This window comes from Stieleria magnilauensis, from assembly GCA_007753675.1.
Classification (GTDB): domain Bacteria; phylum Planctomycetota; class Planctomycetia; order Pirellulales; family Pirellulaceae; genus Stieleria; species Stieleria magnilauensis.
Genome location: CP036432.1, coordinates 8,422,249 through 8,443,534, shown reverse-complemented (window position 1 = coordinate 8,443,534; position 21,286 = coordinate 8,422,249). Strand labels below are relative to the sequence as shown.

Genomic DNA, 21,286 nt, shown 5'->3' with positions numbered 1-21,286 from the left:
ACGCAAAATCAGTAGAAACGCGTCAAATGGGCAGCTGTCGTGTACCGAAGCCTGGTCGCGATGGGCAACTCGTTTCAGCGCGGCAACAACGCCGACATTTGTTTGCGTAGGTCGGCCAGGACGGACTGGACCTCGTCGGAGTCACGCTGAGTGACGGCCAGGTTCTCCAGCTCATCCGAGTCACGGGAGTGGTCGTAGAGTTCCTCCTCGCCGGACGCATAACGGATGTATCGCCAGCGGGGCGTACGCAAAGCGTGGTGATCGACGAACGTCGTCAGCACCGGGTGCGGCCAGTCGTGTTTTGGGTTTTCCAGCACCGGCCGCAGAGAATTCCCGTCCAACTTGCCCGGCGGCTGGACGCCCGCGTAATCGAGGATGGTTGGGGCGATCGTTAGCAGATCAACCGGTTGATCGTAACGGACGCCGCTGGGGATTCCCGGCCCGGCCACAATCATCGGCACCCGCGTCGTCTGCTCCCACAACGCGGCTTTGCCCCAGTGCCGTTTCTCGCCCAGGTGCCAACCGTGGTCGGAAAAGAGAATCACGTACGTGTTGTCGGCATGCGGCCCGCGATCTAACGCCTCCAATACGCGACCCAGCTGGAAATCCATCGCCTTGGTGCATGCCAAGTAGGCTTGCAGCACGTCCTTCCACTTGCCAGTCTTCTCGGCCCAGTCCTGTGTGAAGAGCCCAGGTGCTTCGACGTCCTGCGGCCGCCGGGGGCGTCGGCCGAAGTACACCAAGTCGTCATTGTCGTTCGGCGGCGTCTCGGGCAGTGCGATCGTCGCCTTTGGATGCATGTCGAACCACTCGCCAGCCGCATAGAGCGGCGTATGGGGTCGGTAGAATCCGCCCCCCAGCAGCAGCGGCCGGCTGTGGCGATCACTTAGCGCCGCGATCGTGCGATCGGCGATAATCGGGTCGAAGCTGGCGGCGTGGTCGCTGTCCTTTGGCGGAACACCCCAATCGGTGATTGCATCGCCCTGGTCATAGTTCAGCATCGGCTTCTGGCGGGGACCGTAGCTGAAGACGTTGGATCGCTGCCACTCGACGGCCGATTCGTCGGGCCGGCCGACATGGAACAGTTTGCCGAACCCAAACGTGCTGTACCCGGCCGACCCCAGAGCCTGCGGCAGCGAGACAGCGTCAGGCCGCCGCGACTGCTCGCGGAACCATTTGGACCGGTTCGCGGTGATACCGATCGTCGTGGGGCGCAACCCGGTCCAGAGGCTCGTCCGTGACGGCTGGCAAACCGGCGAGTTGCAATACGCCCGCGTGAAGAGCACACCGCGGGCAGCCAATCGGTCGATGTTCGGCGTGATCGCATTCGGGTGCCCGCCGAGACAGCCGACGTAGTCATTCAGATCATCGATGGCAATTACCAGAAAGTTCGGTCGCGGTTCGGCGGCCCGCATGGTCACGGCGGCCGTCATCAGCCCAACGGCAAGCAGCCATCTCATCGATCCTCTCCCGCAAGTATTCATCAGCCAAACAGTCTCCAGCAATCTCGATTTTGTGCATTTAATCAGACGAAGGCGAGGTTACTCCACTCGCACGCGGATTTCCACATGGTCGACGATCACCCCAACTCGTCAGAATCGGGGGCAGCATTGGAATTGACGAAGCCAGCCGATGACAGTGGATTGACGGTCCGAAGCTCTTGCCGCACAGAATGCGAACATGACCGACGACGCGCTCGTACGCCCCTCTGGTCTCACCGCAGTTCCAGAATCAAGAACTCGCCGGGAGATTGTATGTAATCGGCGGGAACGCTGTCGCCCAACGCACCCAGCCAATACCACGCTCGCTCTCTCTGTCCCGTTTAAGCCGGGCATGGTGAACGTTCCCGTGACCCTGCAAACCCCAACGTATTTACCCGGGTGTGACGACGTTGCGAACGCTGGCGCCAGGGAAGACAAAAGATCCACCGTTTGGCGGCCTGGCTGGGAAAGTCGCGGACGAAAAAGGGGTGGGCTCCATGGAATCCGGATACAGAGCGAAGGTGCTCGATCGGTATGGGTTGGGCGCCGCAATCGGAAGCCAGGCCGACAAAATTTGATTTGCCGACCGGTCGGCACACACGACAAACTGGGCATTCTTCAAGCAAGCCACACCGCCCAATCCAGACCTCGCACCTCGGTATTCCTGGAGGTGCAAAACAAATGGCACCATTTGTTTAAGGCACTCCTGGATACCGAAGTGGGAGCCAGGGATTAGGTGGCGAGGCCAATTCGAATGAGGCCCGGTCATTGCCCGTGCCGACCGGTCGGCACGCGATAGGGTCACAGTCTGGTTGGCAGCTATGTGGGCCTAAAAGTGACCCGCGTTGTCGGTGTCGCCTTGGACCTGGAAGTGGTGGCGTCAAATTCCGTTTTCGTTCGCGAATCTTCGTGCGAGGTTGGCGATCAGCGCGAGCTTTCAGGCGAACCCAACAGACGGGCACCTTCTTCTGCCGTCGCCGCTATAGCCTAAGACACAGACGCTCGCCAGAAAAAAGCTGAATTGAAGCAGAGGTTGGTCCACCCAACATGAGTGGGACGAGAGTCATTCACCTACCTGTCCCACCGAACCTTGTATAGTCGTCGCCCTGGTATCTGGATGTCCTCTCGGTCGCCGAGAAATCGAATTCTGTCGCTCCACCAATTTTCTGGCGTTCCCTGGTGATAAACGATCTCACTGGTCTGAGGATGTTCGCTGACCGATTTCCCCTTGGGCCGGTCGGCAAGAATCGGGTGTGGCGTAAAGCGGGCGTCTCTGGCATCGAAACGGTAGACGTGCTCGTTCGTCGTCACGAAGAAAACAAACGTTTCGCGTGATTGCGAGAGGTCGTGGCCGCCGGGCGTCGGAAGCTCGATTCGTTGGTCAACGCTGAGTGTCGAACCCGTCGGTTCGTCTCCAAGATCGACCAACAGGAGTTCATCGGATCCCAGGGCCCACAGTCGTTTCGACTCCTCGTCCCAAATCGCTCCATGAGCACCTCGAAGGAGAATTCTGGCGACCGGTTTTGCCGGGCTGCCGCTGGGTCTGGCCAGCTTGTAAACGAGAAGTTCGTCGCCACCAAAGCTTGACGCCACTGCAACCCGATCACCCGGCAGTAGACAGGCGCTGTGGGCGTTCTTCGCCTCCGTGTAGAATTGGCAACGTTTGTCACTCCTTCGAATCAATGCGACACCGCCGCTGGACGATGTGATCAGAAGAGACCCTCCAATCGGTTTGCACTCGTCGGTCGTCGCGAACGATCTTTTACCCGCCTCCGGAATTTCGGGAGAATCTTCTGCCTTCCACGACCAAACGAGCTCCGGAGCCTTGGTTTGGTCTGGATCGATCTCAAGAATAAAGACCTCCGCGCCACCGCAGCATATCAACCGGTCTTTCGCCGACACGGGACGACCGAGGGTCAAACAAGATGCGACGATCAGGAGGCACAATGCCCGCGGAACAGTCTCTGTAACGGGACGTCCGTTTGTTTCACTTGACACCATTTCGTTCGTTCCGTGAGGCGGAGTTCAAATTCGACATGAGTGAATGTAGCCAATCCATTCGTGTCATGCTTTGAGCCGCCGATCGAACCAGGCCTAAAGCTGTTACGGCCTGTATCGGTTGCGTGAGCGTACTTTATCACGCCGAGATTTCTACTGCTGGCTACCTGCGATTACGTCGGTCAAAGCCTGCTCGTCCGCATTTTTGGCTACACTCTCGTATTCTCCACAACCTCGATCCCGCTGAGGCGAATTCACGTGACTCGTGCTCAATCGATACTGTTCTTACTCGCGCTGTTGATCTTGTCCTGGCCATCTGTGGCCGTACAGGCGGAACCGCCGAACGTGTTACTGATTGCGATTGACGATTTGAACAACTGGGTTGGCTGTTTGGGTGGGCATCCGCAAGCTCGTTCGCCCAACATCGATCGGCTTGCTGAGCAAGAGACGTTGTTCAGCAATGCTCATTGCCAGGCACCGATCTGCAATCCGTCCCGAACCAGCATTATGTATGGAATGCGGCCATCGAGCAGCGGCGTTTACATGAATTCGCCCAAGCCCTGGACCGTTGACGCCCTGAAGTCCCGTGTCACGCTACCTCGCCATTTCGCGGCGAGCGGATACAGGACCTACACCACGGGCAAGATCTACCACGGTTCTGGATTGCCTCCTGGTGACATTGACGAAGTCGGACCGCGACCTGGGCAGCGACAGAGAATCGATCAACGTCTGATCCCTGAGACGCCCGACGGGGCAAAAGGGCTGTGGGATTTTGGCGGCCAGTCCTATGACGAACAATTGTTCCAGGATTATGTCGATGCTTCGTGGGCGATCGATGTCATCAGCAAACGATCCGAGCAACCATTTTTTCTTGCGGTTGGGTTCTATCGGCCCCATGTTCCGTTCTATTCTCCGACCCGCGTATTCGATGAGATTCCGGCAGACACGATCGAACTGCCAGAGGTGAAAGTCGGTGACCGTGACGACCTGCCAGGCATTGCCACGACTCTGACAAAGGCTCCCGCCGCGCCAGCTCACTCGTGGTTTGTCGAAAGCGGACGCTGGAAAGAGGCCGTGCAGTCGTACCTGGCCTGCATCCGTTGGACCGATGAACAGGTTGGTCGAGTCCTCGATGCCCTTGCAACGAGTGCGCACGCAAACGACACGATCGTCGTGCTGTACTCGGACCATGGCTTTTTTCTTGGTGAGAAGGAACGCTGGGCGAAGCAATCGCTTTGGGAACAAGCGACTCGCGTTCCTTTCATGATCAGTGTCCCGGGAATGGATCAGGGCAAACCGTGCAAGCGCCCCGTTGAATTGTTGTCGATTTATCCGACTCTGATCGAGTTGTGTGGCTTGCCGCCCCGGGAGGGACTGGAAGGAGTCAGCTTGACGCCGTTGCTGAAAAACCCCTCCGCACCGTGGCCGAACGTGGCATTGACGACCTTCGGCAAAAACAACCACGCTGTCCGCAGTGAAACCCATCGATACATCCGATACAGCGACGGCAGCGAGGAACTCTACGACCTGCGAATCGATCCCAACGAGTGGAATAATCTTGCCGGTGACGAATCGCTCGCCAACCTGAAGGCTGAACTGGCAGAGTTCTTTCCCGATACCAATGCGGAGCCAGCCAGGGCAGCTGGTGGCAAACGCAAGAAAGCCGACAGGAAATCAAGGTAGACGAGAATACGGGGCTGACGGGCTTCACGATTGCTGAAAGTCCAGACTATATCCGACGCTCTCAAAACAGATCGCGAAAACTGACATGAATCCAAATCCCCGTCTTTGGCCGTTTTCGTTCGCTGTTGTGTTGTTGGCGGCCGGCGGCACGACGTTGGTTGCTGCTTCGCAATCGCGGCCCAACATCGTGCTGATCATGGTCGATGACATGGGCTTCAGCGACATCGGATGCTATGGTGCTGAGACTGAGACGCCCCACCTGGACCAGTTAGCGAAGAACGGACTTCGTTTCACGCAGTTTTACAATGCAGGGAGATGCTGTCCGACGCGCGCCGCGTTGCTGACCGGGTTGTACCAACATCAGGCTGGCGTCGGCCACATGACTGGTGACGACGGACACCCCTCGTACCGTGGTTTCTTAAACGCTCGATGTGTCACGATCGCCGAAGTTCTCGGCACATCGGATTATTTTTCTGCAATCTGTGGCAAATGGCACGTCGGTTCCGCCCCGGAGCATTGGCCGCTCAGGCGTGGATTCGACCGCTTCTACGGGACACCTCAAGGTGGCGGACACCACTACCGCAACTTGCCCGGGCGTGACCTGGTGCTGGACGACAAGATCATTCCCATGCCTAAGGAATGGTATTCCACCACGGCATTCACTGATCATGCGGTGCAATTCATCGACGAAGGCGTGAAATCGAACCGCCCCGTATTTCTGTATGTCGCGTACACCGCGCCGCACTGGGCGTTGCACGCCCCCGACGAAGAGATCGCTAAGTTCCGTGGACGCTACACTAAAGGCTGGCAACCGGTGCGGGAAGCCCGCTTCGAGCGTCAGTTGAAAATGGGGATGTTTCCCAGCCACACAAGGCTATCCGATCAGGATCCAAACGTCCCTGCCTGGCACGAAGTCGAAAACCCCGAAGAGATGGACTTGCGAATGGCGACGCACGCCGCAATGGTCCATTTGGTTGACCGCGGTGTTGGACGCATCGTCTCGAAGCTGAACGAGTTAGAGCAGCTAGACAATACATTGATCCTGTTTCTATCCGACAATGGTGCCAGCGCCGAGTCCGGCCCAACCGGTTTTACCGGCGCCCGGGGAGGGGATCCCAAGGCCCGCACTGGCACGCCGAATTCGTACAACAGTTTCGGAATAGCCGGCGCGAACATGTGTGATACCCCGTTTCGCAAGTACAAAATGTTCGTGCATGAAGGCGGCATCGCCACGCCACTGATCGCGCATTGGCCGAACGGAATCCCCGCCAAACTCAATGGACGCTTTTCACACGAAGTGGGGCACGTCATCGACTTGCTGCCAACCTGTGCGGATGTTGCCGGAGCGATCTATCCGCAGGTCTTTGAAGGCAGAGCTGTAACGCCAGTTGCAGGTCGGAGTCTGAAGCCAGCGTTCAACGGCAACAGCCTGGAGCGTCCAGAAGGTTTGTACTTTGAGCATCAAGGCAACTCTGCCGTACGTCTAGGTAATTGGAAGCTCGTCCGCGCACATCGCCAGCCGTGGACGCTATACAACCTGGAAGCGGATCGAACAGAACTCGCTGACGTCTCCGAACAGCATCCCGACCAGACTTTGGAACTGAAAACGAAGTGGAAAGCTTGGGCCGAGCGCGTAGGGGTTCAGCCGTGGCCGATCAAGAAAAAATTGGTAGTTGAATAATGGAACGCAGCGGCAGCGGCAAATAGCGTGCTTGGTTCAGAGTTCGACGATCGACCGAGTCCGATCCGGGACCTGCTTGGGCGGATTCTTGACAGCGCGTTCCCGAGTCGTGATTGGCGAAATCCAGGGGCATCGCACCAGCTCCTGATACGGTCACCACTCGGTACTGGTCCGCGCGGGCAGTTGCATCGCCCGCGCGTTCGTAAGCCAATTCGCTACAATTTCGCCAAACTGCACACCTGATTCCGGAAATACTGGGCTGCAATTGCGAACCCGCAGTGACGCGTGTCAGACGTATCCAAGGCGAATGGCCCTCGTACGGACGATCAGTCCAACCCATTGGTTGAACGCAAGAAAGCACAGTTCTTTCAACGTCAGTGAGTCCGTCTTTGCGGTCCGCCGATTCGTCTGCGGTGATAAGTCTTGTTTCGATCCGCGAAGCGCTCTCCGGAACGACATCAGACGCTAACTATCCCTAACCGCCGTGTACCACTTCCACTTTGCCAGGGCTCTCTTGGTCAGCGTAGGGATCGATAACTGCTCCTGCAGTTCATGGTTTTCGAAGTGTCCGATCGGCGTCTCAAGTACACAGGGGGGCAGATAAACTGCTTCGACCTCAACTTCGTGCCCCATTCCACGGACGGACATGTAGTATTGCTCTCCCTTGCGGAAAACGGTGGCACGCGGCGACTGCTTCTTCCGAATTCTGTAGATCGGCGTTGTGATCTGCCAGATGGTTCCATCGCTGAGGCAATAGTCCTCTCCGCTGATATACCCGTAGAACTGGCCTACGATATGGGACTTGCTCACGACGTAGTGCTCGTCGTCGTCATGGGAATCGTTGTCGAGGTAGCGTTCGTGGTCGACGTAGCGTTTGTGGTCGACGAGCTGATTGAGGAAAAACATGCTAGGTCCTGATTCGAAGTTCTGGATGTCAAAAAACGTCAAATCCAATTGACATCGCAACGTCCAAATCACCAAAAAATCGGCACGTCCGTCGGCCCGTTGATGCTTGGGAAAGCGGTCGCGACTGGCCCCGCCCGCTCAACGCGGACGCTGATCTTGATCCACCCGCGTCAAATACCAGCGGCCGCTGCCTTGAGGATCCCGTGCGAAGATCAATGCCCTCCGTCGAAAGCTTGCTGAAATCGTTTGTTCGTTGTGCTGAAGACGTTAGTCTCAGGCGTGCCCGGACGGTCAATATCGAAACGACTGGCCGTTACCCTGTCGCCTAATGCATCTGCTGCATCTCAAGTTGACAGGATCCCGTTGACAGCACCAAATTCGGCATCTGGTGACGGAACAAGCACGACGATATCCGAGCGATTCAGAGATCAGTTAGAGTTGGCGTTTTCCGCGTTGTGGCCTTTACGCCGCGCTAAGATGACGGCTGCGCAGCGAGATCTCGGCTCGGCGACCTTGACCTCAAGTACTCGGCGATTGGTGTGTCGCCTGTGTTTTTTGGGTGAGCCAGGCTTCAAAGGATCCGACTTCAGTGAATCAAAACTTTGGAGCACTCAACCGTTTACGCTATGATGCAGCCCAACGCTCGCGACTGGGCTCACCTTCCTGACGCCTTTGCCCCAGGCGTCGGGTCGGCCGGTCGCGGGCGTTCTTTATAGACACAACAGCGATCAAGGCGCCGCCGCACGAGTGAGACGCCGAGTTGAACGTCGTGGTGATCCTGGCTCGCCGAAGTGCTCGACAACTGGGGTGCGTCAATTTGCGTGGCGGTCGTATCGGCCATCATGTTGGCCAGGGAGTCTCTTGTCGAGCGATTTCGAAACGCCCGGCACGCTGAGCTACTGTAAGTGTTCGCTCGATCGGTGTCATTGAAGCCGGCGTACTGAACCAGTGAGATCTACTCGGTCATTACCATAGGAAGTGACGTTTGTGAGCTGACCCGGATACGTCCTTAGACGCTTGCATGACCGCTCTGGCAGTCTTCTTGAGTAATTCGGCGTTCACGTCGTCCCCGTCATTAGTGGCCAGCCTGATCAGCGTGGGGGCCCTGCCGGCCAAAGCAACCCGTATGCCAGCGGGGAGAGCCTCGTCGCCGATCCAGACGGTATAGAACGGCTCACCATGCTCGTCGGAGACCTCGACGTGCAGGCATTCGCCAGCGTGGTTTCTTATCCTGCCAAACCTCAGGCACACGCGGTCCGAGGGATCGTCGCGAAAATAGGCGGCGTGTTCCCCCAGTTCGTACACGCAGCTGCTGTGACGGCTCCCCGGCATCGCCGCGAGCGACTTCTCGACGACAACAACGGCGTCGGTTATCGCCGCAAGATGGTTTTGGGATTCTGTGTTTGGAGAATGCATGCGTGGGCCTGCCGGTTGAGACGAAGTGGTCGTGATGGGATTGAGTGCAGTTCGGGCCGACGGAAGACTGACTATTTGGTTTTGCGCGAGTAGGAAACAGCCCGCCTGCTTTTGCTTTGCCGGGCGAGACGCTGGTACGTCTGCTGAATTCCGACGAAGCGTCGCACCGATCGGTCGGCAAGTTTTTGGATGTGATCGGCGTCGGTTTTCTTTTCCTGCCCGTTGAGGGCCAGCATCGCGCAGCGCATCGCGTCCAGTTGGCTGATCGCCACGACCTCTGCCATCAGGCCCAGGATGGGATCTTCGCTGTGATCCGCCTTGATCTTGTCTTCGATCCCCTGGAGTCGGGCCATCATCGCTTTGGTAAATACGACGCTGTCGCGCGAGATCCCACGCAAAACTGCCTGCTTGGCAAACCGAATCAGGTCCGCCGTCGATTCGAGAATCTCGGGCGCTTGCTCGATCAGCTCATCGAGCCGCCGTATTGCCTCGGGATCTCCCGCGTCGGCCCGCCGGCACAGCTTGCCGAACGCGTATTTGGCGGGAAGGACCTTCAGGGCTTCGTCGATACGTTCCCGTTCGGGCTTAGTTGCGGCGGGCTGCGTTGCTTGGCCCGGTGAATCTGGCTTCGACATCGAGGACGGTTCATGAAAACGAGTATCGGCGAGTCGGAGAAACACAAAGAAGTGCTTTGCCAGCGATTCAAGCAGCGACATGGTTTGCTCGATCAGGCGGCACTCTTGGCGGATCGCTGCTGTTTCATTTCGGAGCCCCCTGGCGAGCGTCTTTGTCAGCTGTGATTTCCGGTAGAGGAAGCGTACGAACGGGTTCTTGTAGCTCCCCAGGTGACGCGTGACGACCTTTCCCTGTTGGCGTGAGGTTTCCGTCACAAACGTGTTGACCCCGATCCGGCGGAGGTTGATGGACATGCGAGCTCTCTGTCGATGGCTAGGCGGCGATTTGTGGGTCAAGGATTCTGCGAGCGGCCTCGGTTGGCGTACGTCGCCAGTGGGCCACCAGGGCGTCTGTGACGTGATCCTGGACGCATTCGGCGTAGGGACGAGCTTTTGGCTGCCGGTCGAGCAATTGCTGGTAGACGGGCAAGAGCTTGCTGTCGTAGAACTCAGGGCCCGGTTCGCGTGACGCCATCGTCAGCTCAAGCTGCTCCCGCTGTCGTCCTTCCGGGGTCTCCAAGTCGTGCTCGGCTTCACACCCGACGAAGGGCAGGTGCAACAGCCAGTGTTCGGCAACCAAGGGGCCACCGAAGTACGCGTGCCAATACAGTTCGCGGCGGACGATGTCATCGCGTTGGCTGTCCGCGTGAATGATCTTGCCGTCGATCGCCCGGACCGCGTGCAGACGATCGCCGACATCGAAAAAGATGCTGCAGTAGTCGTGGGCGACCTGCACTGGGACACGCGATGCCTCGGCGGCAAGTGTGATGTCGCGTAATCCAAGGATTCTGCTCTCAAGCGTCAGACGCTGCAGCCGATCGTGATAGATCACGAGCAGCGGCCTGATTGAGAAACGACGGGTGCAATCCAACGAAGTGATCCACTCGTCGCCGTGCAGGAGATAATCAATGAGATGCCAGCAGATCGCGTCAGGCCGCCGTGTGGCAGCGGTAAAAGGCGCAGAGTCCACCGCGAGCTGCCAACGCCAGTCCGGATCGCGGAGGCCGTTGGTTGCCGTGTAGCGTCGCCTGGTACCTCGGTTCGTCGCCATGCAGGTCATGTTTGTTGTGTCGTATGCGTGGTGTGGTTGGCCGGAAAAAAAACTACATCTGCATTACACAATTTCTTGGTCAATCGACCAAATTCGAGCAGCCGGCCTGGCACTGGAGGTTGCCGTCGCATGCTAACGGTGTGACCGTCTGGCCCGTGCTCGCTTGAGCATGGCGACTTCGGTCTGAATCGCGTTGGCGAGCCATTGCTGAAAGCCAGCAGGGTTCTCAGGCAGTTGTTCGATCGGGTCCTGAAAGTACGGCGTTTCAACGGGGACCACCTCAACTGCCAGCCCGATCCCACTCACCTTGAGCACGTAGTCGTTGCGTCGCTTCCGAACGGTGGCCTTGGGTTTGATTTGGCTGCCCAGTCGGCACCGGACATCAACGATCTTCCAAACGGTTCCGTCTCCGAGTTGGTAGATACGCCCGTAGTGGAAGCCGACGAAGGCATTGGCGATGTAGGAGTCACTGACGATCATGGCATGGATCTCGCGGTAACAGACAAGGCGGGGAATCAACTTGCAAGTCACGATGATGGGCCCCGGCGTCAGAAGTCAACAGCGCCTCGTTTATTGATCGTTTGACCGCCAGCGAGTGTCTTAAGTCGGGCCGGCATATGCGGCTCGCTCACTGGATCAGATGTGTGGGGACGCGAGTGGTCTGGACCAGGTCTGTAGCAGATCTCAGCTTAGGTTCTGCAGCAGGTTCCGCGCTGAAGACATTTACCAAGTCGCTGGACGCGCGTAACGCCCATGAGCGCAAGGCAATCGAGCGTTTCCGAGCTTGCGCGTAGGCATTTAGATCTCAGCGACCTGGTTAAGACGGTCGGCTTGTCGAGAGAGCGACACCTCAACGTAGGATGTGTCGCTACCGAGTATTTTGGCCGCGAGAAGCACGAGTTAGGGCACGTTGGCCGAGTCGGTGGTCAGCGGCAGTATTCAGCCAGGGCTGTGATCACGACTCGCCCGTATTCCTCGGGGGCGGAGAGGCTTTAGGAACAAACGGTTCAATGGCGTCACTCAGTCGATCGATTGCGTTAGCGAGGCTGATCGACTTCCGTGGGGGACTTTGCCATTCTGGCGGCTGTTCCCGACGCGGCGGAACTACTTGAGCAAGCTTGAGAAAGTCAGGAACTGTCTGAGCGATCGCGATCAGCGAAGGGTCGGGGATCGCGTCATCAACGACATCGACGCAGCGGAGTGTGGCACCGTCCTCAGCGGTCACCGCCAGGTAGAAGCATGCATGGGCCCGATTTTCAATCACTCCATGCCGTAGTCGGATGCGGTCAGACGGGGCCTTGGGCAGGCACGACGATCGCACCAAAATCTGGTTTCAGTATTCGTCGAAGCCTTGCCTCAGTGAACCCCTCTGCCAATAAATTCAGCCAGACTGGTTTTTCACTGCCCTGTTATGGAGATGGCAATGGCTTCCCAAATCGATGTGTTTCACGAGTGTTTTGATCAGGTCGGCGACCCGCGAGTCGCAGGCCGGACAATCCATCCACTTAACTCGATTCTGTTTTTGGTTGTCTCGGCGGTCATCGCAGGCGCGGACGGACCTGATGAGATCGAAAGCTTCGGTGGTGAGAAACTGGATTGGCTATCCAAATTCGCCGACTTTGATGCCGGCATTCCGTCTCACGATACCATCACGCGAGTGTTGTCCCTGATCAAACCAGCCGAGTTTCAGAAGGCGCTGCTTCAATGGCACGCTCATCTCTGCGAGATTAATTGGGATCACGCCAGCAAGGACGACAATCGTCCCGTTCACGTTGCGATCGATGGCAAGACGGTGCGCGGATCCTATACCGATGCGGAGAAATCTGATGCGATTCATATCGTCAGTGCCTGGGCGACCGCAAATGGTGTCACGCTTGGGCAAACCGAGGTCGACTCAAAGTCCAACGAAATCACGGCAATTCCCGAATTGCTCGATCTAATCGACTTACGCAATTCGATCGTGACGCTCGATGCCATGGGATGCCAAAAGTCGATTGCTGAAAAGATCGTCGAGGGAGGTGGCGACTATCTGTTCGCTGTCAAAGACAACCATCCCAAGCTCTGTGCTGCCATCGCCGATCACTTTGAGATGGCCCATAACGATGGGCTCACAGCCCACGGTGTTCGGGCAATGACGACCACAGGAAAGCAGGCCGCGCGTGAAGAGGAACGCTTCTATGCGACCTGCCCAATTCCAAAAGCACTTCGCGAACTGACCGACCAGTGGAAAGGAGCAAAAAGTATCTGCCAAGCGAATACTTGCACGACTCGTGGTGACCGGCAATCAAGCGATGTTCGCTACTACATTTCGAGCCGACCGGCGCGGGTGCATGAATTCTCAAATTGTGCTCGTAGCCATTGGAGTATAGAGAGCATGCACTGGGTCCTCGATGTCGTGTTTCATGAGGACTCCAGTCGGCTCCGAACCAAGAACGCGACATCGAACATGAGCTTTGCTCGTCGGTTTGTGACGACGCTTCTCAAGCGAGACACTCGGAAGAAGAGCCTCAGGCGGAAGCGAAAAATCGCTGGCTGGAACAGCGAATTCCTCGAGAAACTCCTGTTTGCAGCCTAATTTTGGTGCGATCGTCGTGCGTGTGCAGACTGCTTTCAACGCAAGTCATTTTCCGTCAACTGGTATGGCACTCAACGGCGAAGCGACAGCCCCAATGCAGAAACCCAACGGCGTGGCAAGACGGTTGTGAAGCGACCCATTGCATCAAATCGGTCTCCCGACGACGCGATCCGGAAACAATCCGAGAATGTAAAGAAAAGCTTTAGTAAGGCACACAAAGACACTGCTGCACCAGTGCCCGCGTTCGACTTTATCGGCCCAGTAGCTCTCATAGGATGTACACCACACCATCCGAGTCGCTTGGGCCGGATTCTGTCGGAGAACGGGATTGGGATTTGTGAACTTGATTGCAAGACAGAAATCGTAGTCCTAGGACGTGATGACTGGTCGCCGTCCGACATTGACGAGATAATCGAATCGGCGTCCGGACGGTTCTTGCGTTTCTATTCTCAGGAAATGCTTGTCTCAATACTTCGTGGGCAATCGGATCCGTTCCAATGCCCAAACGTTCGGCAGCGAAAGTTGTATCTTGAGCCCTTTCGGGTTGGACATCCCGGTCTTGAATACGTTTCTCAAGGATGGGAAGGGTGGGTTCAAACCGATCTCGATACCCGCAATCTACGTTCGAGCAACGCGAAGGAAAGTGAAATTGATCGCGTTGCAGCGAGCCCTATTCACAAATTGGGTTACCGTGTGGGCAAGCAAGGGGTCAGCACATCGACTCGGCGAACTATTCTCTCAAATGCTTTCACAGGAGAGATTCCATTTATCAAGTCAGATTCGTATATGAAAGAGTGGGGCGGTCCACGCACAAGTAAACGCCTCCGACGAATCGCTCAGTTGCTTGCGTCGAACATTAATAACTGCGCTAAACGCGCGAATTCAATGAGCTATCAAGAAGCGATCGAGGATTGGCGGGATGATCTTGAATGGCTGAAACGAAACTACTATAACGGCGTGCACCGTTTCGATTGGCCGTCTGCCAAAGTTGGCCGGTAACTTCTGCAATCTGATCAGTCCTTGCACGCTGCTGTGCTTACGTCTAAGTGAGTTCGCTTTTTCCGTCGCTGGCACGAATGAATGGTGCCATCGGCTGTCTTAGTTTCTGTCAATGGCGAGTGATGGCTCGCCCGGAAGTTTTCTTGGTTTTGCATCTTTGGCTCTGGTTGGTGAGATTCAGCTCAGGGTGGTACTGAGGGGGGCTGACGCTCGTTCGGGACTCAACGAAATGGGCCGCCCCATTCCGCATCGCCGTCACATCGGCCTCATCTGCTTGCGCAGGCCAATGTGACGGCGACGCGAAAGGGGCTTACCAAACGTCTTGTTGTATGAAGGGGGGGGGTGACTTCCGATGCGACACGTATGCATGTGGGACTTTGCCATGTCGGACCGATGCCAGTGTTGCCCCAGAGGCCTACCCCGCAGGCGCGAGAGTGGATTCACGCCAAGGCGTTCCTTCGCGCACCATGACATTCAGCGTTACCAAGAGCTTTCGCATCACCGCCACGATCGCCACCTTCGGCGGCTTGCCTTTGGCCAGCAGGCGTTGGTAGAACGCTTTCATGATCGAATTGTGTCGCGTGGCAACCAAAGCGGCCATGTAAAGCACTTTGCGGACCAGGGAGCGACCGGCAAACGTGCTGCGTTTGCCTTCCTTTTGGCCGCTATCACGGACGATCGGCGCGACGCCAACGAGCTTGGCAATTTGGCCGCGGTTGAGCGAGCCTAGTTCGGGGAGCTCGGCCAGAAACATCGCGACCGTTGCGGTGCCGACACCGGGGCACGAAGCGAGTAGCGCTGCTCGCTCTGACAGGGGTTGGCTGGCATCGATCAACGCGGCAATTTTCTTCTCAATCCCCGCGATTTGCCGTTTATAGAAGTCCAACGCTTCCTGGATGACTTCACGCACTTCCTCGTCGCGGGCTTGGGCAAGGCGGTTCCGTTCGGCCGACTGTTGCGAGAGAATTTGATCACGTCGATGCACCAGCGCCTTGAGCTTGCGTTCTTCGGGAGAAGGTTTCTCACGCAACTTTGGCGTGACGACCTCACCAAACCGGGCGATCATTCTGGCGTCGATCGGATCGTTCTTTTCGATCAGTCCGATCCCTTTGGCGAACGATCGCACCTGCGCGGGGTTGCACACGCAACAATCCGTATCGGCTTCGTGCAAAGCGTCCACCAGATTGCTTTCGTAGCCTCCGGTGGCTTCCATCACCACGATTGTCTTGGCACGCTTGCGGCGGAGAAGTTTGATCCATGCGTTGATTGCTTCCGGTGTGTTATCGATCGTTTGATGTACTTTTGCAACCGAATCGAAGAGATCAAGTTTGCGGCTTGCGACGTCAACCCCAATGAATCTTTTGTAAACTGTCGTCATCGTTTGGTCCCTGGATAGTAGTGCGAGCTCACACTTGTCGGTGGCTCCCTCGGCTGTTCGGGCTGAGAACGAAACGGACCGGCGATCTAGATGGCACACGACATCGGGTGTCTACCCACAACGATCTACCGAGTCCGCGTGCCTGCCGGCAGCTAACCGGCAGGCACTTTTCGAATCATGGCTCACGCGTAAGCCCAGCTTGAAAACGAATTCAATCGTGGACAGCGAAGTCGAGCCGCCGTTTCCAAGACACTACCCACCACGTGTCATCTGTAGGGCCCGCCTGCTGACTTGCTAGCGGGAGCGTTGGTCTTCGCTCCCGTCCCGGTTTGGTGGGTGGCACCAAACTTCCATTAGCGACGCTGGGGACAGGCATTCTGGCTTCCCACCCTTTGTGCGAATAATCTTGATACTCCGCCAAGTCGTTCTAACCGTTACACCTTCATGATCTTCGAACGGACCTAGAGACTCCCCAACACGCAGAGGGGGTGGTTTGATAGTATGTTCTTCGGTGCGATGAACTTGAAAATTGGGGGACCGGATCTTGGATCTTGAAGCGATAATTGAGAAGACGCGACGTGACTTGTTGGAACTGACGGCGCGGAATCGGTTGGTTCATACGCCACTTGATGGCAAGCGAAAAAGCTGGATTCAGGTTCACGACGAACGCACCGACAACGTCTTTGATCTGCTTGTGCGGCAAGGCAAGACGATGTCCTTTCTGCCGATTGCACCCGAAGTGAACGAGGATGATCGCGAACAGTTTCTCCGCGAATTCGACGAAGCGAGTGACGGACAGCTTGATGAGGATGCGGAGTGCTCCGGTGACGAGGGTGAGATTCCCGAACGTTACACGGATCTGTTTCTGCAGACAATGTTCTCTCAGGACGCCCTGAATGATCGCTTGCTGAAGCTTTACTACGAAGCTCGCACGGCAGAGGAAGAACAGGGCGTCAGTATCCTTTATCTTGCCTGCGGATTCTTGAAATGGCGTGAATCGGGGAACTCCGCAGTGGACCGTTATGCGCCGCTGTTGTTGATCCCGGTGGAATTGTCTCGCAATTCCGTGCGCAGCAAGTTTCGCGTGAATTTTCGCGATGACGAAATCGTGACCAATTTGTCGATTCAAGCAAGATTGCAACAGGATTTTGGCATCCGACTGCCTGATCTGCCTGAAGACATCCAGGATGAAGCAGAGTGGACGCCGACGGCTTACTTTGACGAAATTCGTAAGTTGATCGAGGGTCGCGAGGGCTGGCAGGTCCTGGATAACGAGATCCTCCTGTGGTTCTTTTCCTTCACCAAGTTTCTGATGTTCAGAGATCTTTCCCCAGCAGCGTGGCCGGAAGGTTCCGGATTGACGGAGAATGGTCTGATCGCAGGACTGCTCGGCGATGCATTTGCCTCCGGTAGTGCCTTGCCTCCCATTTGCGGTGACCACGAACCGATCGACGAGATTGTAAACCCTGCGAATGTTGTGCACGTGACGGACGCTGATTCATCCCAAGCGGTGGTCATCGAGGAGATTGTTCGCGGCCGTAATCTGGTTGTACAGGGACCGCCGGGAACCGGGAAATCGCAAACCATTACAAACGCGATCGCCGCCGCTGTTCATGCCGGAAAGCGGGTGTTGTTCGTTGCAGAAAAAATGGCCGCGTTGGATGTGGTGAAACGTCGACTGGATGCCGTCGGACTTGGCCCCATGTCGCTAGAGTTGCACAGTCACAAGGCGCGCAAAAGCGAAGTTTTGGAGGATCTGAAAGCGACCATGAACCTGGGGGCCCCAACCGCTGCCAACCACGTTCCCATTGACGAACTCCGCCAAACGGCCCAGCGTTTGCGTCACCATGATGTGACTTTGCACAGTCAAGTCGGTGAGTCGGGCTGTTCGCCTTTCCAGGCCATGGGCAGTCTACTGAACATTCGGCAGCAGGGGCGGCCGGCTCCCGCGTATCGCGTTGCCGAATTGAGTCAATGGACACCAGAAATCTACCAACAATGCCAGTACGTCGCTAAGGAGCTAGACCAATTGTTGCTGGCGTCGGGGACGCCAGCGTCGAACCCGTGGCGCGGTGTGCAGTGCAAGCCGATGACACCAGCCAACGTCGAGCGGCTGCTTGGCACCCTGAAGGCCGTTCAGGCTGCTGTTGAGAAGCTTGATGCCGCAAATGGTGCTCTGGCTGAGATCCTAGAATTGCCAGCGGCGAAGAACATTAAGGAAACCGCAGAACTGGCTCAGCTTGCAGCTTACGTCCGGCGATGTCCTGCCATGGTCGACAGGCAGGCAATCAACCATGCGTCTTGGCAGACGGAAATCGCAGGGCTTGAAGCCCTTATTGGCGAAGTCCGAGCACTGCAGGAATCGCGTCGGTCTCTCGATGGACGTATCAGCGACACTGCCTGGAACCTCGATTGGTCAGCGACCCGCGTTGCTCTGGCAGGTCATGGCAAGAGTTGGCTTCGCATTTTTAATTCATCATTCCGAAACGCTGTCGCCACGCTGCGCGGCGTTTGCGTCAATGGTTTGCCCAAGGACGCCGACGAACGAGTGGCCTTGGTCGACAGTATTCTTTCACTGCAAAAGTCCTCCAAAACAATCGATGCCGAAGACGCGATGTGTCGCTCGGTTTTTGGGCGGGTTTGGTCTGGAGCTGGTTCGCCGGTTGAGGATCTCGACGCGATCGTGGGCTGGGTAAGAGATGGGCTTAAGACGGAACTGCTCAAGCAGCACGGCCGTCGCCTCGCCGGGGATGCGGCGAAGGCACCTGCAATAGCAGAGCCCCTGAACCGAATCGCGAAACTGCTGAAGACCGTCGATGGTGAATTGGGCAAGGTCGGTTCTGTTTTGAAGATTGATTTCCCACGAGCGTTCAATTCCCCGGATGCTCGAACCACCACCTTGGCTGATTGGCGGGCTCGCATGGGCGCGTGGCAAGAGTCTGCCGAGCAATTGAGTCATTATCTCGCGACGATGGCTCGCGTAACAACGTTAAAAAATGCAGGTCTTCGTGAATTAGCCGGTGAGATTGAAAGTGGCGCGTTGGCCGCCGGCGATGTGGCTGAGCAACTTGAGTTGATTCGCAGCGAGGCGATTCTTGCAGAGGCGTGGAGCGACCGTCGCGACTTGGCGGAGTTTCACGGTGACACGTACGAAAAGCTCCGAAGCCGGTTTGCCGAATTGGATACGGCACGTATCGCACAAAGCCGCGTCGATGTCGCGAAGAAGCATCACGAAAACCTGCCAGCCAGATCTGCGGACGGTGGCCAGGTCAGCGTGGTTATGCGGGAAACCAACAAGAAACGAAGGCACATGCCGATCCGACGGCTGATCAAGGAAGCGGGGCACGCCATCCAAAAGATTAAGCCCGTCTTCATGATGAGTCCTCTTTCGGTCGCCCAGTATCTGGAGCCGGGTGCAGTCGAATTTGACTTGCTGGTCATCGACGAAGCCAGTCAGGTCCAGCCAGTCGACGCGTTGGGCGCGATCGCCCGCAGCAAGCAGATCGTTGTTGTCGGTGACCAGCGGCAGCTTCCGCCGACCGATTTCTTCGGCCGAATGTCCGATGACAAGCCCGAAGACGATGACGACGCGGTAACCAATGCAAGCGACTTGGAAAGCATCTTGGGACTATGCGAGGCTCAAGGTCTGCCCAGCCGCATGCTGAGCTGGCACTATCGAAGCCGGCATGAGTCGTTGATCGCCGTCAGCAATCGCCAGTTCTATGACGATCGATTGTTCATCGTGCCAAGCCCGGTCCTCAGCGGCGGAGCTCTTGGGTTAAAGCTTCGGTACATCGCTAATGGGTGCTACGACCGGGGAGGATCACGCGCAAATCGCAACGAAGCGATCGCAGTAGCAGAGGCCGTGCTCGAGCATGCTCGACAACGACCACATCTTTCGCTGGGTGTTGCCACTTTCAGTGCTGCCCAGCGCGACGCGATTCGGAATGAGATTGAGCTGCGAAGAAAGGAAGACGCGTCTGTCGAAGAATTTTTTAACAGCGGCGGTGCCGAACCGTTCTTTGTGAAAAGCCTGGAAAATGTGCAGGGTGACCAGCGAGACGTGATTTTCATCTCGATTGGATACGGCAAGGACAAAGACGGCTATTTCGCCCATAGTTTTGGTCCGCTTAACCGCAAAGGTGGAGAGCGTCGACTCAATGTCTTGATCAGCCGTGCGGCGTCTGCCTGCGAGGTTTTCACGTCATTGAAGGCAGATGATATCGACCTCGCACATACGCAGAGTGAAGGCGTTGCCGCATTGAAGATGTATTTGAACTACGCCGAACACGGGCGACTGGATGCGACGCAGTCCCACGGCGGAGCGGACAGCATTTTCGAAGAACAGGTCGCAAAAGCACTCCGCAACCGCGGGCTGGAGGTCGATCACCAGATCGGAGTCGGAGGATTCTTCATTGATCTCGCGATCCGAGATCCGGAGCGGCGAGGGCGTTACCTGCTGGGGATTGAATGTGACGGCGCACAATACCATAGCGCCCGGTGGGTTCGTGACCGCGATCGGATTCGGCAGCAAGTTCTAGAGGCTCGAGGCTGGATCATCCATCGGATTTGGAGCACCGATTGGTTCCAGCGTCCTGAGGAACAAATCGAAAAGACGCTCAAGGCACTTGATGAAGCCAAACGGCATTGGGAGCGAATCGACGCCGACGACGAAAAGGGTGCATTCAATTCCGCGACGCCGGGGGAACCCACTGAAGCAGACATTCATCCGCCGATTTCCCGAGAAGATTCACCTGAAGCGGTGACCGAGCGCGAACTGAAAGGCGAAGACTATTTAGAAACGAGAATGCCGAATCAGCATTTCGAAGGGGGCCCAGCTGATCTTTCGGATGCGCTGCTGACTGCCCTTGCAAAGCAGATTATCGAAATCGAATCGCCCATTCACATCGACGAGATCGGGCGTCGAATGATTCGGATTTGTGGTCAGGGGCGTCTTGTTTCCTCGCTGAAATCACGCATTTCCGATTCCATCCGGTTGCTTCGTGAAGCGGGAACCGTGGAACATCGCGACGCCTTTGTCTACACCGCCGGCCAACAGATGTTTCCTGTCCGCTATCGCAAACACCTCGACAACGCAAAACTTCGAAACGTCGATTTCATTTCACCGGAGGAGCTGCGCGGAGCCATCTTTGCGGTTGTCGAACACCAGATCGGCACCGACGAAGATCAGACTGCATCGTCGGTGGCAAAATTGCTGGGGATCAGCAAGAGCAAGTCCCTGCACGCCCACGTTCGAGAGCAAATCAAACGCCTCGTAGAAATGCAGGCCATCGAAAACCGTGACGGCAGCCTCTTCGTCGCATCCGGCTCGGCGATCCCAAGCGGAGCTTGATGGCAATTGCCTGATGCGTCTTCAGCACCGCTGAACGTCATTTACTCATGCAGGACTCGGCGCGAAACGCTATGCACGCATCGATCAAAAG

The 21,286-nt window shown here is 56.8% G+C and carries 13 protein-coding genes; 5 read left to right on the top strand and 8 right to left on the bottom strand.

Going from position 1 to position 21,286, the window contains the following annotated elements:
* Positions 1–74 precede the first annotated feature (74 nt).
* Together TBK1r_RS30460 and TBK1r_RS30455 are read right to left on the bottom strand one after the other, a co-directional pair.
* Positions 75–1,460, bottom strand: coding sequence for a sulfatase (locus TBK1r_RS30460; protein ID WP_419580548.1), 1,386 nt, complete (start codon positions 1,458–1,460; stop codon positions 75–77).
* A 1,092-nt stretch (positions 1,461–2,552) separates the two neighbouring features.
* A complete protein-coding gene (locus tag TBK1r_RS30455; protein ID WP_145219005.1) occupies positions 2,553–3,383 on the bottom strand; it encodes a DUF6528 family protein in 831 nt (276 codons plus the stop codon).
* 354 nt (positions 3,384–3,737) lie between these two features.
* Between TBK1r_RS30455 and TBK1r_RS30450 the strand changes: the two genes are divergently transcribed.
* Positions 3,738–5,162 carry a sulfatase gene (locus TBK1r_RS30450; protein WP_419580547.1) on the top strand — a complete coding sequence of 475 codons (1,425 nt, stop codon included), beginning with the start codon at positions 3,738–3,740 and terminating at the stop codon, positions 5,160–5,162.
* A 127-nt stretch (positions 5,163–5,289) separates the two neighbouring features.
* Positions 5,290–6,843, top strand: coding sequence for an arylsulfatase (locus TBK1r_RS30445; RefSeq protein WP_419580546.1), 1,554 nt, complete (start codon positions 5,290–5,292; stop codon positions 6,841–6,843).
* Between the two features lie 465 nt (positions 6,844–7,308).
* Here the strand turns inward: TBK1r_RS30445 and TBK1r_RS30440 are convergent, their stop codons facing one another.
* From TBK1r_RS30440 to TBK1r_RS30420, 5 genes are all read right to left on the bottom strand, one after another.
* Complete coding sequence (locus TBK1r_RS30440) at positions 7,309–7,749, bottom strand: hypothetical protein (protein WP_145218999.1); 441 nt, start codon at positions 7,747–7,749, stop codon at positions 7,309–7,311.
* A 966-nt stretch (positions 7,750–8,715) separates the two neighbouring features.
* A complete protein-coding gene (locus TBK1r_RS30435; RefSeq protein WP_145218997.1) occupies positions 8,716–9,165 on the bottom strand; it encodes a hypothetical protein in 450 nt (149 codons plus the stop codon).
* A gap of 71 nt (positions 9,166–9,236) precedes the next feature.
* On the bottom strand, positions 9,237–10,094 hold the full coding sequence (locus tag TBK1r_RS30430) for a hypothetical protein (protein WP_145218995.1): 858 nt from the start codon (positions 10,092–10,094) through the stop codon (positions 9,237–9,239).
* 19 nt (positions 10,095–10,113) lie between these two features.
* Positions 10,114–10,890 (bottom strand): hypothetical protein, encoded by a 777-nt coding sequence (locus tag TBK1r_RS30425; protein WP_145218993.1) that lies wholly within the window; start codon positions 10,888–10,890, stop codon positions 10,114–10,116.
* 132 nt (positions 10,891–11,022) lie between these two features.
* Complete coding sequence (locus tag TBK1r_RS30420) at positions 11,023–11,421, bottom strand: hypothetical protein (RefSeq protein WP_145218991.1); 399 nt, start codon at positions 11,419–11,421, stop codon at positions 11,023–11,025.
* 880 nt (positions 11,422–12,301) lie between these two features.
* Here TBK1r_RS30420 and TBK1r_RS30415 point away from each other — a divergent pair.
* Positions 12,302–13,465, top strand: coding sequence for an ISAs1 family transposase (locus tag TBK1r_RS30415; protein ID WP_145207505.1), 1,164 nt, complete (start codon positions 12,302–12,304; stop codon positions 13,463–13,465).
* A gap of 522 nt (positions 13,466–13,987) precedes the next feature.
* Positions 13,988–14,464: a hypothetical protein gene (locus TBK1r_RS30410; protein WP_145218989.1), complete on the top strand. Its 477-nt coding sequence runs from the start codon at positions 13,988–13,990 to the stop codon at positions 14,462–14,464.
* A gap of 415 nt (positions 14,465–14,879) precedes the next feature.
* Here TBK1r_RS30410 and TBK1r_RS30405 read toward each other — a convergent pair whose 3' ends face one another.
* Positions 14,880–15,842, bottom strand: coding sequence for an IS110 family RNA-guided transposase (locus TBK1r_RS30405; RefSeq protein WP_145210543.1), 963 nt, complete (start codon positions 15,840–15,842; stop codon positions 14,880–14,882).
* 544 nt (positions 15,843–16,386) lie between these two features.
* Here TBK1r_RS30405 and TBK1r_RS30400 point away from each other — a divergent pair.
* Positions 16,387–21,195, top strand: coding sequence for a DUF3320 domain-containing protein (locus TBK1r_RS30400; protein WP_419580545.1), 4,809 nt, complete (start codon positions 16,387–16,389; stop codon positions 21,193–21,195).
* Positions 21,196–21,286: the final 91 nt, after the last annotated feature.